13 protein-coding genes are annotated in these 11,690 nt (G+C 72.1%); 7 read left to right on the forward strand and 6 right to left on the reverse strand.

The annotated features are described in order from the left end of the window. Nucleotides 1–284: 284 nt before the first annotated feature. Nucleotides 285–1,109: a DUF899 domain-containing protein gene (locus DY218_RS27485; protein WP_128558848.1), complete on the reverse strand. Its 825-nt coding sequence runs from the start codon at nucleotides 1,107–1,109 to the stop codon at nucleotides 285–287. 233 nt (nucleotides 1,110–1,342) lie between these two features. Between DY218_RS27485 and DY218_RS27490 the strand changes: the two genes are divergently transcribed. Beyond that, entirely contained in the window at nucleotides 1,343–1,837 is a 495-nt protein-coding gene (locus DY218_RS27490) for a DinB family protein (protein WP_128558849.1), read from the forward strand. Nucleotides 1,838–1,903: 66 nt separating this feature from the next. Beyond that, nucleotides 1,904–2,143, forward strand: coding sequence for a hypothetical protein (locus tag DY218_RS27495; protein ID WP_128558850.1), 240 nt, complete (start codon nucleotides 1,904–1,906; stop codon nucleotides 2,141–2,143). Nucleotides 2,144–2,158: 15 nt separating this feature from the next. Here the strand turns inward: DY218_RS27495 and DY218_RS27500 are convergent, their stop codons facing one another. Beyond that, nucleotides 2,159–3,571 (reverse strand): NAD(P)-binding domain-containing protein, encoded by a 1,413-nt coding sequence (locus tag DY218_RS27500; protein WP_128558859.1) that lies wholly within the window; start codon nucleotides 3,569–3,571, stop codon nucleotides 2,159–2,161. Between the two features lie 119 nt (nucleotides 3,572–3,690). Here DY218_RS27500 and DY218_RS27505 point away from each other — a divergent pair, with 119 nt between their 5' ends. The 3 genes from DY218_RS27505 to DY218_RS27515 all read left to right on the forward strand — a co-directional run bounded on the left by DY218_RS27505 (nucleotide 3,691) and on the right by DY218_RS27515 (nucleotide 6,096). Further along, nucleotides 3,691–4,785 (forward strand): flavin-containing monooxygenase, encoded by a 1,095-nt coding sequence (locus DY218_RS27505; protein WP_128558851.1) that lies wholly within the window; start codon nucleotides 3,691–3,693, stop codon nucleotides 4,783–4,785. A gap of 83 nt (nucleotides 4,786–4,868) precedes the next feature. Continuing rightward, nucleotides 4,869–5,240 carry an ArsR/SmtB family transcription factor gene (locus DY218_RS27510; protein ID WP_128558852.1) on the forward strand — a complete coding sequence of 124 codons (372 nt, stop codon included), beginning with the start codon at nucleotides 4,869–4,871 and terminating at the stop codon, nucleotides 5,238–5,240. A 76-nt stretch (nucleotides 5,241–5,316) separates the two neighbouring features. Continuing rightward, nucleotides 5,317–6,096: a MerR family transcriptional regulator gene (locus tag DY218_RS27515; protein ID WP_128558853.1), complete on the forward strand. Its 780-nt coding sequence runs from the start codon at nucleotides 5,317–5,319 to the stop codon at nucleotides 6,094–6,096. On the opposite strand, the gene arsB is transcribed toward DY218_RS27515, so the two are convergent. Together arsB and DY218_RS27525 are read right to left on the reverse strand one after the other, a co-directional pair. Continuing rightward, nucleotides 6,089–7,174, reverse strand: coding sequence for an ACR3 family arsenite efflux transporter (arsB, locus tag DY218_RS27520; RefSeq protein WP_128558854.1), 1,086 nt, complete (start codon nucleotides 7,172–7,174; stop codon nucleotides 6,089–6,091). The genes DY218_RS27515 and arsB overlap by 8 nt on opposite strands. Next, nucleotides 7,171–7,479 carry an ArsR/SmtB family transcription factor gene (locus DY218_RS27525; RefSeq protein ID WP_128558855.1) on the reverse strand — a complete coding sequence of 103 codons (309 nt, stop codon included), beginning with the start codon at nucleotides 7,477–7,479 and terminating at the stop codon, nucleotides 7,171–7,173. The genes arsB and DY218_RS27525 overlap by 4 nt, the downstream gene beginning before the upstream one ends. A gap of 57 nt (nucleotides 7,480–7,536) precedes the next feature. Here DY218_RS27525 and DY218_RS27530 point away from each other — a divergent pair, with 57 nt between their 5' ends. Further along, nucleotides 7,537–7,971 (forward strand): arsenate reductase ArsC, encoded by a 435-nt coding sequence (locus tag DY218_RS27530; RefSeq protein ID WP_128558856.1) that lies wholly within the window; start codon nucleotides 7,537–7,539, stop codon nucleotides 7,969–7,971. Between the two features lie 88 nt (nucleotides 7,972–8,059). On the opposite strand, the gene DY218_RS27535 is transcribed toward DY218_RS27530, so the two are convergent. Together DY218_RS27535 and DY218_RS27540 are read right to left on the reverse strand one after the other, a co-directional pair. After that, entirely contained in the window at nucleotides 8,060–9,106 is a 1,047-nt protein-coding gene (locus DY218_RS27535) for a transporter substrate-binding domain-containing protein (protein WP_128558857.1), read from the reverse strand. A 38-nt stretch (nucleotides 9,107–9,144) separates the two neighbouring features. Next, nucleotides 9,145–10,368, reverse strand: coding sequence for a hypothetical protein (locus tag DY218_RS27540; protein ID WP_233521927.1), 1,224 nt, complete (start codon nucleotides 10,366–10,368; stop codon nucleotides 9,145–9,147). Nucleotides 10,369–10,695: 327 nt separating this feature from the next. On the opposite strand from DY218_RS27540, the gene DY218_RS27545 reads away from it, so the two are divergent. Beyond that, nucleotides 10,696–11,640, forward strand: a complete 945-nt coding sequence (locus DY218_RS27545) for a glycine betaine ABC transporter substrate-binding protein (protein ID WP_128558858.1) — start codon at nucleotides 10,696–10,698, stop codon at nucleotides 11,638–11,640. Nucleotides 11,641–11,690: the final 50 nt, after the last annotated feature.

Here is an 11,690-nt window from a genome sequence, read left to right on the forward strand (position 1 = left end):
ACCTCCGCCTGCCGCGGCCGCCCGGTCCGCCCCGCGGGCGCAGGCGCGCGGCCGGGCCGGGCCCGCTTCCTGGGTTCGCTCACGACTGTCCCTCCTTCAGTAATGCGCATTAGTGATGCGCATTAGTCAGGTACTGTGCGCGTCGTGAGGGCGCGCGTCAAGGGGTCGGGCCGCATCAGTCCGTCCTGGGGGTCCCCCCGGACGAAGTCTGGGGGAGTTCGAGGACGAGGCCGCCAGGCCGATGCGTGGAGAAGCGACCAGCAGCGGGCAGAAGCCAACAACCCTCAGCTGTGCGGCCCGCTCCGGCCGAGGGACTCAACGGGCCCGGCCCCCGGCCGAGTCCACTGCGGCACCGGCCGGCTGGTCCGGCCCCACGTCGCAACCCCGGACGCATCCGTCCGCCAGTACCAGCACGGGTCACCCCGCAGCTCGGGCTCCCCTTCACCGACCGACCCGATGTCCCCGATCACCGGCCATCCCTCGGGCTTGTCCTCCCACGCCTCGCCCCGGCCGTACGGCGTGCGGTCGAGCAGCGCGAGCGACCCGTTCACCGGCTCGGTGCCGCGCCCCGTCGTGGAGTACGTGAGGAACACCCGGTCACCGTCCCGCAGGAAGCAGCTGACGTACCCCATCGCCCCACCGACCGGCTCGTCCAGACCTCGCACCGAGTACCAGGGCTGCGTATAGCCCATGAAGTCGACGTACGAGGCCACTTCGGGCCACGCACCCGTGGTCACCACGGCGTACGAGACGCCGCGCGCGTTGAGGTACACCGCGTCCTTCATGTGCCAGACGGTGGTGGTGCAGCCCTCGCACTGCCCCTGATGCGGAGCGCCGTCGTACCACATGTGCTTGTAGAGCACGAGCTCGTCGCGCCCCTGGAACAGGTCGAGGAACGGGACCGGCCCGTCCGCCCCGACGACTTCCACCGTCCCGTCGAACTCCACCATCGGCAGCCTGCGGCGGGCCGCCGCGATGGCGTCGCCCTCACGGGTGTGCGCCTTCTCCCGGACGAGCAGCTCGTCACGGGCCGCCTGCCAGGTGGCGAGGTCGACGACGGGCGGTCGGCCGGTCCTGGCCTCGGGGGCGTCGTCCGGGGTGGTCGTCATGGTGTCCTCCGCGTTGTCTCGTGGCTCGCGCTCGCGCGGCGCGCCTCGTACAGAAAAGACTCGCGCCCCACGGCGAACTCATCGCGGCACGCCCCGACGCCCGACGAGCTCCGGCTCCCCACCCTTTTGCCGAAACGGCACGATTCCGTGCCCCGTCCTCCGCCGTGCCCGAAGCTGGCGGCAAGAACACGAGGGAGCACGAGGAAGTCCGAGGAAGCACGAGGGAGTACGCCATGACCACCGCACGCCGCCGCAGGGACACTCCGCCACCTCGTACCGCGAGCAGCGAGGCGGACGTCCTGCGCGGGTTCCTCGACTATCTGCGCGACTCGGTCGCCGCGAAGGTCGCCGGCGCCGCGGACCCCGCGGCCCGGACGCCGGCGGTGCCCTCCGGCACGAATCTGCTCGGCCTCCTCAACCATCTGACCGCCGTCGAGTCCGCCACCTTCCTGGGCGAGCAAGTCACCGACTGGCAGGCGACGTTCACGGCCGAGTCGCAGGACAGCGTCGCCGATGTCGTCGCCCGCTACCGGACCACCGTCGACCGCGCGAACCGGGTCCTCGACACATGCACCGACCTCGGCGCACCGGTCCCCCGCGACGGACTCGACAGCCGCCCGGCACCGAGTGCGCGCTGGGCGCTCACGCACCTGATCGAGGAGACCGGCCGGCACGCGGGCCACGCGGACATCCTGCGCGAACTCATCGACGGCAGCACGGGGCGCTGAGCCCGCCCCTCTCCCGTGACACGTACGCAGTGTTTCGAGTCCGGCCGAAGGGCCTGGCGCCCCTCCATGGCCGGCCCGTACGGCTGGGGAGACATCCACGATTCGACGGGGGACGAGATGACGATCAGGACGACGGCGGCACGCACCGTCGCGGTGGCACTGCTTGCGACCGGAGCGGTGGCAGGGGGAACCGGTGCGGCCACGGCAGGCGACGGCGACGGCACGATCGACACCGGCGTGGACTACTCGAGTCCTCTCGTCGTCCACGCCGCCGCCGTCGACGGTGACGGCGTGTACGACGACTGACGGCGTGTACGACGACTAGCAGGCGCCCTCTCCGGATCCTCCGGATCCTCCGGATGCGGACTCCCGGACAGCAGCGGTCGCCCCGAGTTGGATCAACTCCGGTGTCGGGGCGCAGCATCCGCCCGCCGTGGCCTCGTCCGATTCCGGGGCGGCGCTGTCGAAGAGGCCCGAGCCGCCGCACACCCCCGTCTCGGGGAGGGTGAGTTCGACGCGGTCCGCGGCGTCCGTGTCGCCGGCGATGGCGGCGGCGATCGAGCGGACCTGTTCGTACCCGGTCATGGCGAGGAAGGTCGGGGCGCGTCCGTAGGACTTCATGCCCGCCAGGTGGATGCCCTGCTCGGGGTGGGACAGCTCGCGGTGGCCGTGCGGGTACACGGTGCCGCAGGAGTGCTGGTTGGGGTCGATGAGCGGGGCGAGTTCGACCGGCGCCTGGAGGCGTACGTCCAGGTCGAGGCGGACCTCGGACAGGAAGGTCAGGTCGGGGCGGAAGCCGGTCAGCACGATCAGCTCGTCGATCGCGTCGACGCGGCGGCCGTCCTCGGCGACCAGGACCGGACGGCCGTCGCCGTCGCGCTCGACGGCCTCGGTGCGGAAGCCGGTGACGGCCTCGGCATGGCCGTCGTCGACCGCGGCCTTTGCCGCGAGGCCGAGAGCGCCACGGGCCGGGAGCTGGTCGCTCTCGCCGCCGCCGAAGGTGGAGCCACTGAGTCCGCGCCGCAGGATCCACACGCTCCGCGTACCCGTGCCGCCGTCGGACTCGGCGAGGTGGGCGAGCTGCGCGAGGGCGGTGAAGGCGGAGGCGCCGGCCCCGATGACGGCGGTGCGCCGGCCCGCGTAACGGGCGCGTACGGAAGGGTCGTCGAGGTCCGGAACCCGGTAGGTGATCCGATCGGACGCGGCACGCTCGCCGAGGGCGGGCAGGCCGTCGGCGCCCGCCGGGGAGGGGGTGGCCCAGGTCCCGGAGGCGTCGATGACGGCGCGGGCGGTGAGGCGCTCCTCGCGGCCGTCGGCGTGGGTGACATGCACGACGAAGGGCTGGGCCGCGCGGTCCGCGTCGACGATCCGGTCGCGGCCGGAGCGTGAGACGCCGGTGACGGTCGCGCCCGTACGGACCCGTTCGCCGAGCGCGTCGGCGAGCGGCTGCAGGTACCGCTCCGCCCAGTCGCCGCCGGAGGGATACGCCGCGGGGTCGGGCCGCACCCAGCCCGTGGGGGCGAGCAGCTTCTCGGCGGCCGGGTCGACGACCTCGCCCCAGGTGGAGAAGAGCCGCACATGCGCCCACTCCCGCACGGCCGCCCCGGCCCGGGCCCCGGCTTCCAGGACGAGCGGCTCGATCCCCTGCCCCACGAGATGGACAGCAGCGGCCAGCCCGACGGGGCCGGCCCCGATCACGACGACGGGCAGCTCGGCGGTGGCGGACGCATTCACGGCGTTCACGGCGACTCCTTGCTTGCTTCGACAACTGTCGATGACTTGTGCGCCAGGATCGCACCTGCTTCGATGGACGTCAACATAGACATACATCGAAACAAGATGCGAGGAGTCTCATGCAGCGCGTCGACGTCGTGGTGATCGGGGCGGGCCAGTCCGGCCTGGCCACCACTCGGGCTCTGCGGCAGCACGGACTGACGACCGTCGTCGTCGAGGCCGCGCGGACCACCGCCGGATCGTGGCCGCGCTACTACGACAGCCTCACCCTGTTCTCGCCGGCCCGGTACAGCGCGCTGCCCGGGATGCCGTTCCCCGGAGGCGACCCGGACCGCCACCCGCACCGGGACGAGGTGGTCGCCTATCTCACCGCCTACGCCGGGCAGTTGGACGCCGAGATCCGCACGGGGCGCCGCGTCTCCGCCGTCCGGCGCAGCCCCGGCGGCTTCGAGGTCGAATGCGCCGGCGGCGAGCGGCTGACGGCGCGGGCCGTGGTGGCGGCGTCGGGGACGTTCGGACGTCCGTACCGCCCGGACCTGGCCGGCCTGGACACCTTCACCGGCACCGTGCTGCACTCGGCCGACTACCGCTCTCCGCAGGCCCTCGCCGGGACGGAAGTCCCCGCGGCGGGAGGCCGGGGGCGGGTCGTCGTGGTGGGTTCGGGCAACTCGGCCGTACAGATCGCCACCGAGCTCGCCGCCGCCGGCACTTCGCGCGTCACCCTCGCCGCCCGCAGGCCCGTCTCGTTCGCCCGGCAGCGCATACTCGGTCGCGATCTGCACTTCTGGCTCAGGCGCACCGGCATCGACATCGCGCCCGCCGGGCGCTTCCTGCGGACACCGCCCACCCAGCTCGTCATCGACGACGGCCGGTACCGCGCCGCCATCGAGCGCGGCAGCCCGGACCAGCGGGAGCTGTTCACGGCCGTCGACGGCGCGGAGATCAGCTGGACGGACGGAGCGCGGGAGGAGGTCGACGTACTCCTGCTTGCCACCGGCTACCGCCCCGACCTGCCGTTCCTCACCGGGCTTCCGGGCGCGCTGACCCCCGACGGACACCCGCGCCACCGCGAGGGGCTCTCCACATCCGTACCGGGGCTCGCGTTCGTAGGCCTCGAGTGGCAGCGCAGCCTGTCGTCGAACTCTCTGCGCGGGGTGGGCCGGGACGCGGCCAGGATCGCCCGCCACCTCGCGGCGGGCCTCGCGCGGAACTGACCTCCCACACGCACGCGGAAGCACCCCCCTCGAGCTCGGCAACGACCTCCCGCCCCTGCTTCGACATATGTCAACATAGACGCATGTCGAACACGAAGGTACTCCCGCTGCTCGACCCCGCCGGCCAGGCCGCCGCACCCTGCTGCCCGCCGCTGACCGAGCGGCCGTTCTCCGCGCAGGAGGCGGAGACCGCGGCCCGTATGTTCAAGGCGCTCGGCGACCCGGTGCGGCTGCGGCTGTTCTCCCTGGTCGCCTCGTACGAGGGCGGCGAGGCCTGCGTCTGCGACATCTCCGATGTCGGGGTCTCGCAGCCGACGGTCTCCCACCATCTGAAGAAGCTGAAGGACGCCGGCCTGCTGACCTCCGAGCGACGCGGCACCTGGGTCTACTACCGCGTCGAGCCGTCCGTCGTCGCGGCGATGGGCCGGCTCCTGGCGCTGCGGCCCGCCGCATGAGTACGGCCGGCGCCGGCGTACCGCCCGGCCCAGCGGCTTGACCTTCGAGTCGGGTGGAAGGTCTACGGTCGGCGACATGACCACGTACCGCATCTCGCAGCTGGCCGAGAGGTCCGGCCTTCCGGCCACCACGCTGCGCTACTACGAGAGCGCCGGGCTGCTGCCGGCCGGGCGGACCGCGTCCGGGTACCGCAGATACGGCGAGGACGCCGTGCAGCGGCTGGAGTTCATCGCCTCGGCCAAACTGCTCGGCCTGGCGCTCGAGGAGATCCGCGGCCTCCTGGACACCCGGCAGGACGGCGCGTGCGCCTCGGTCCGGGCCCGGATGCTGCCGCTGATCGCCGACCGGATCCGGGACGCCGAGGCCCGGGGCGCCGAACTGCGCGCTTTCTCCGCCCACTTGGCCGCCGTCCACGCCTCACTGTCGGGCCCCGCGCCCGAGGGCGCCTGCGGACCGGACTGCGGCTGCACCGCCTCCGGCGCCCCGGCGGCCGGCCCGGTGCGGGCGCCGCTCTCACCGACCCGCCCGGCACCGGAGCCGGCTGCCGAGCCATGGCGGGACGCCCCCGTCGCCTGCACGCTCGGCGGCGCCGAGCTGGGCGAGCGCATCGAGCAGTGGCGCGCGCTCGTCGGCAGGGCCGACGGCCGCGAGGAGATCGACGACGGGCTGCGGTTGTCCTTCCCGCCCGACGCCGAACTCGCCGGACATCTCGCGGCACTTGCCGCGGCCGAGCAGGGCTGCTGCGCGTTCTTCGACTTCACGCTGCACCTGGCCCCCGACACCCTCCGGCTGACCGTACGCGCGCCGGAGAACGCCGCCGGGATGCTGGCCGACCTGTTCGGAGCGACTACCTGATCCCCTCCCCGCGACGCCGGGCCAGCGCCACGTACACAAGGCCGATCAGGACCGGGACCTCGATGAGCGGGCCGACGACGCCCGACAGGGCCTGGCCGGAGGTGACACCGAAGGTGGCGACGGCGACGGCGATGGCCAGCTCGAAGTTGTTGCCCGCCGCGGTGAACGCGAGGGTCGTGGTGCGTTCGTACGTGAGGCCGATGGCCTCGCCCAGCAGGAACGCGCCGAAGAACATCACCGCGAAGTAGACCAGCAGCGGGAGCGCGATCCGTACGACGTCGAGCGGCCGCGAGGTGACGGCCTCCCCCTGCAGGGCGAAGAGGACGACGATCGTGAACAGCAGGCCGTAGAGCGCCCAAGGCCCGATCCTGGGCAGGAAGTCGGACTCGTACCGCTCACGTCCCAGCCTCCTCTCGCCGATGCGGCGGGTGAGGAATCCGGCGGCGAGCGGGACACCGAGGAAAACGATCACATTGAGGGCGATGTGCCACACCGGTACGTCGAGGCCCTGGCCGTCCCCGAGGCCGAGCCACCGCGGCAGCAGATCGAGGTAGAACCAGCCGAGCAGACCGAAGGCGAGGACCTGGAAGACCGAATTCAGGGCGACGAGGACCGCGGCCGCCTCGCGGTCGCCGCAGGCCAGATCGTTCCAGATGATCACCATGGCGATGCAGCGGGCCAGGCCGACGATGATCAGGCCGGTGCGGTACTCGGGCAGGTCCGGCAGGAAGATCCAGGCGAGCGCGAACATCACTGCCGGGCCCACGGCCCAGTTGACGACGAGCGACGAGACCATCAGCCTGCGGTCGCCCGTCACGGCGTCGAGTCTGTCGTAGCGGACCTTCGCGAGGACCGGGTACATCATCACGAGCAGACCGAGCGCGATCGGCAGCGAGATGCCGCCGACCTCCACCTCGGCCAGCACCTTGCCCATGCCGGGGACCAGGCGGCCGAAACCCAGGCCGAGGGCCATGGCGAGCAGGATCCACACGGCGAGGAAGCGGTCGAGCGTCGACAGCTTCGCGACGACCGAGGGCTCCTCGGCCGGGAGCGCGGCGGGGGACTCGGTCCGGGTCATGGGCAGGCCCGCTTCTTGCCGCCGGCGGTACGCGCGCTCTCGGCCAGCTCGGCGAACCGGCCGGCGAGCGAGTCCATGACCTCGGGGCGTAGCCGGTAGTACGTGAAGCGGCCGCACGGCTCGGTGTCCACGACACCGGCCTCACGCAGCACTCGCAGATGATTGGAGAGATTGGTCTGCCGGGCTCCCGTCTCCTCCACGAGGTGGGTCGTGCACAGCGTTTCGCGGGCGAGCAGGGTCACGATCTGCAGCCTGAGCGGGTCGGCAAGGACCCGGATCAGATCAGCATCGACTGACATCAGCATGTACTGATACTTTCACACCACTGACGACCGACACCACCCGACCTGTCAGAGGCACACATGAAGCTGGATCGCACGCCCTCCCCACCCGTCGCCTCCGTGCTCTTCGTCTGCGTCCACAACGCCGGGCGCTCCCAGATGGCCGCCGGCTTCCTCCGCCACCTCGCGGGCGACCGCATCGAGGTTCGCTCCGCCGGCTCCGTCCCCGGCGACCGGGTCAACCCAGCCGCCGTCGAGGCAATGCGGCAGGTGGGCATCGACATCGCCGACGCCGCGCCCAAGTCCCTCACCCCCGAGGCCGTGCAGGCGTCCGACTACGTGATCACCATGGGCTGCGGCGACGCCTGCCCGGTCTTCCCCGGCAGGACGTACCTCGACTGGGACCTGGACGACCCGGCGGGCAAGGACGGCGACTCCGTCCGCCGGATCCGCGACGAGATCAAGCTCCGCATCGAGACCCTGATCGCCGAGATCGACAGCCGGAACGGGGCGTAGACGCAGTAGCCGCAGCAGACGCAGCGGACGGCCTGCTGCGCGCGGTCGAGGCCCCGCCGCCGCAGGTCACACCGATATCGCCCCGTCCTCACCCGTACTGCGGCGCCGGCGGCTCCGCCGGGCCCAGCCAGTCCTTCAGCCACTTGTCGTAGCTCTTCTGCCAGGCGCCGTCGGCGGCCTTCTCCAGGGTGGCGTTGACCACGCGCAGCAGGTCGTCCGCGCCGTCCTTGACGGCGATTCCGTACGAGTCCTTGCCGATCTGCGGACCGACCAGACGGGTGCCGTCCTCCTGGGCGGCCTGGCCCGCGGCGAGCCCGCTGTCGGTCAGGACGGCGTCCACGCGCGAGAGTTGAAGCAGCATCAGGCAGTCCAGGGCGTTGGGCCGTGCCCTCATCCATGCACCGTACTTCTCCTGGCCCTCGCCGCTCAGCAGCTCATAGCCGCTGGAGCCGTAGGCGGTGCACACCGTCTTGCCCTTCAGGGTGCGGTCGAAGCCGGTGATGCCGGAGTGCTTGGGGACCAGTACGCGCTGCCCGGTCTCGAAGTAGGGGCTGGAGAAGTCCACCGGCGGTTCCTCCGGGGTGCCCTCGAGCGCCCGGCAGGTGATCGGCATCGCCTGGACCAGGACATCCACCTCGCCTTCCGCCAGGGCCTGTTGGCGGCGGTCGATCGGGACCGTACGGAACTCCACCGCATCGCGGTCACCGAGCAGGGAGTCGGCCAGCTGCTCGACCAGATCGATGTCGAAGCCCGCCAGGTCGCCCTCGGCGTCGCGGTGGCTCCACAGGTTGCTGTTCTGCGCCACCCCGGCGATCAGTTCGCCCCGGTCCTTGATCTTCTTGACGGCCGCTCCGGTCTGGCTGCCGCTCTTCGGGTCCGGGCTCACCTGGGTGTTGCAGTCCTCGTCGGCGGCCGCCGGCTGCCGTGGCGCCTGCCCCGGTATCCCGGCCTGCCCCGCGGACCGTGGCGGCGCCGTCGGCGCCTGCTGCGGTGCGGCGCCGCTCACCGTGGGCACCGCCACCAGCGCGGCGGCGGCCAGCCACACCGCGGCCCATCCCCCGGCCAGGTGGCGCCGCCGGTCGCGCGGCGCGGCACCGCGTAGCGCACTGCCGGACCCTGCACGTACGTCCCCCACTGCGGTCTCCTCCCTCGTCCGGCCGCGGTCGTCGGCGGTCACCGGTACTCCGCCAGCCGCTTGCCGACGCCCAGGACCGTGCCGGCCACGCCGAGCAGGCACAACACCGCGCCGCCGACGGGCAGTCCGGTGAGCGCGCTCCGCCCGTTCTCGGCCTGCTCCTGGAACTGCTGCTGCTCGTGCTCCACCGCAGCGGCCAGCTTGCGGTCCATGGCGGCGAAGCGGCGCTCGGTGGTGTCCTTGACGGTCTTGCCGTCCGCCTTCCCGCCGATGGTGCGGGCCAGGGCGGCGTCGTAGTCGCCCAGGTCGTCCTGCTTGCGGGCTTGGTCGTGCAGCTTCTTCCAGTCCTTCAGCTCCGTCCAGGCGTCCGCCACCAGGACCTGCCCGGCCTTGTCCTCGGCCTGCTGCTCGGAGCGCTGCATCAGCCGCTGCCCCTTGTCCTTGTCGTCCATGGCCCCGGCCCAGTAGTCGAACTCCCGGGAGTACGCGGCACCTTCACCGCGCGCCACCAGGGCCATGTTCTCGTTCCCGCGGGCCTTCAGACCGGCGATCCGGGACTGGGTGAGCAGCTGCACCGAGGCCGAGCCGTGGGTGTCGGAGTCCGCGAGCGAGGAGCGGGCCATGGCATGACCCGCCGTCAGCCAGACCAGGGAGACGAGCACGGCACCGGCCGCCGCCACCAGGCCCAGGTTGAGCAGCCGATTGGTGGCCAGATAGAGCCGGTACGAGCAGAAGCCGATCACCGCAAGGACCAGCAGCCCGGCCCCGTAGGCAGCCCAGGGCGGCTCGGCGGCGTCGGCGCGGATCGCGGCCATCCGGCGGGTCTCCGCGTGGTACATGTCCTCGGCCGCCGGGAGCATCGTGGAGCGCATCTGCTCCGAGGCGTACCGCAGATAGGAGTTGCCGACCGGCTTGTTCTCCCGGTTGGCGGAGCGCGCCGACTCCACCAGGCCGGTGTAGCCGGGCAGTTCCCTGTTCAGGATGGTGATCTGGCGCTGTGCGGCGAAGGAGTCACCGGTGCGGGCCGCCGCCTTGGCGAGCAGCCGGGAGGCGGTGCGGATGTTCGCCTCGTAGGTGACGCGGTCCGCGTGGGACTCCTCGATGCCCCGCAGGAAGCCCGCCGCCGCCGTGGCGTCAGCGTCCGCGAGCGAGCGGTAGATCTCCGCCGCGTCCGCGCTCAGCGGCGCGGACTGCTCGGCCACGTTCGCGGCCGCCGTCTGGCGGTCGTGGACCGCCGTGGCCAGCAGCGCCCCGAAGAGCACGGTCGCCAAGGCGATGACCAGCCCGGCAAGGCGCAGCCGGGCCGGTGGGGACCCCGTCCCGACGATCCCCAGGACCGCCGATGACGCCGCCCGCACCCGCCGGCGCCGTCTCTGCTCCGGAACCGCCTGCGCAGGCACCCCCATCGGTGCGGGCACATGCGCGGATGCATCCGGTCCGGACGCTCCGCCCCCCGTTCTCGTCGGTGTCACCACACCGGCCTCCCCCTTTCCGTTCGACCGTTCCCGCCAAACTCCCCGCTTGGTACGGATGTTGGGAACACTCGGGAACACTAGTGCGTCCATCCCGAAGGGCACTAGGCTGACGGAATGTCCAGCGGGGGAGACAGTGCACACGTATGGGACCGACGCCGGTTCCTGGGAGTCCTGGGTGCGGGGGCGCTGGCGCCCGCCGCCCTGTCCGCCTGCGGCACCGACCGGGCCCCGGGCCGGACGAGGGCCGCGGCGAAGAAGGACCGCGGGACCATCACGATCGGCTATGTGGCCTGGGACGAGGACATCGCGGTCACCGAGCTGTGGAAGCAGCTCCTCGAGTCCAAGGGCTACCGGGTCGAGGCCGTACAGAAGGACGCCGTTCCCGACCTGTTCCGCGGGGTGGCCTCGGGCCGGTTCGACGTCTTCATGGACGCCTGGCTGCCGAGCACCCACACCGAACAATGGGCGCAGTACGGCGGCTCGATGGTGGACCTCGGCCCCTGGTACGAGCCCGGTGATCTGGGCCTTGCCGTGCCGGACTACGTGGAGGAGGTCGAGTCCCTGGTCGATCTGCCGGAGCACGCCGGCCTCTTCGACGGCACGATCGTCGGCATCGAGCCGACCGCCGGTCTGACCAGGACCGTCGACAAGTCGGTGATCCCGGAGTACGGCCTGACCGGCAAGTACCGCCAGAAGGCCAAGGACACCGGCACGATGCTGCAGGCCCTGGACAGCGCCTACGCCGAGCGGCGCCCCGTCCTGGTGGGCATGTGGCGCCCGCACTGGGCGTTCTCCAAGTACGACATCCGCTACCTCGACGACCCGGCCGACGCCTTCGGCGACCCCGACAAGATCCATACGGTCGTCTCCCGGAAGTTCCACGGCCGGGGCGACAACGAAGCCCTGGAGTGGCTGCAGAACTTCCGGGTGACACCGGATCAGCTGCAGGGCCTGGAGGCCGCGATCCAGGAGGCCGGCGGCGCGGACCACAAATCCGCCACGGTGGAGACCTGGATCGGCGACAACGAGTCCCTGGTCAAACAGTGGCTCCCGATCTGAGCGTGCCGCCCGACGGCCGCCGCCCCGCTGCCCTGCCGGTCGGCAGGGCA

Origin of the sequence: Streptomyces triticagri (genome assembly GCF_003429565.1) — a bacterium.
In the GTDB taxonomy this organism is placed as follows: Bacteria; Actinomycetota; Actinomycetes; order Streptomycetales; family Streptomycetaceae; genus Streptomyces; species Streptomyces triticagri.

Coding starts and splice junctions, on each gene's coding strand:
- DY218_RS27485 (WP_128558848.1), bottom strand. CDS start 1,109: ATGACGACCACCCCGGACGACGCCCCCGAGGCCAGGACCGGCCGACCG.
- DY218_RS27490 (WP_128558849.1), top strand. CDS start 1,343: ATGACCACCGCACGCCGCCGCAGGGACACTCCGCCACCTCGTACCGCG.
- DY218_RS27495 (WP_128558850.1), top strand. CDS start 1,904: ATGGCCGGCCCGTACGGCTGGGGAGACATCCACGATTCGACGGGGGAC.
- DY218_RS27505 (WP_128558851.1), top strand. CDS start 3,691: ATGCAGCGCGTCGACGTCGTGGTGATCGGGGCGGGCCAGTCCGGCCTG.
- DY218_RS27510 (WP_128558852.1), top strand. CDS start 4,869: ATGTCGAACACGAAGGTACTCCCGCTGCTCGACCCCGCCGGCCAGGCC.
- DY218_RS27515 (WP_128558853.1), top strand. CDS start 5,317: ATGACCACGTACCGCATCTCGCAGCTGGCCGAGAGGTCCGGCCTTCCG.
- arsB (WP_128558854.1), bottom strand. CDS start 7,174: ATGACCCGGACCGAGTCCCCCGCCGCGCTCCCGGCCGAGGAGCCCTCG.
- DY218_RS27525 (WP_128558855.1), bottom strand. CDS start 7,479: ATGCTGATGTCAGTCGATGCTGATCTGATCCGGGTCCTTGCCGACCCG.
- DY218_RS27530 (WP_128558856.1), top strand. CDS start 7,537: ATGAAGCTGGATCGCACGCCCTCCCCACCCGTCGCCTCCGTGCTCTTC.
- DY218_RS27545 (WP_128558858.1), top strand. CDS start 10,696: ATGTCCAGCGGGGGAGACAGTGCACACGTATGGGACCGACGCCGGTTC.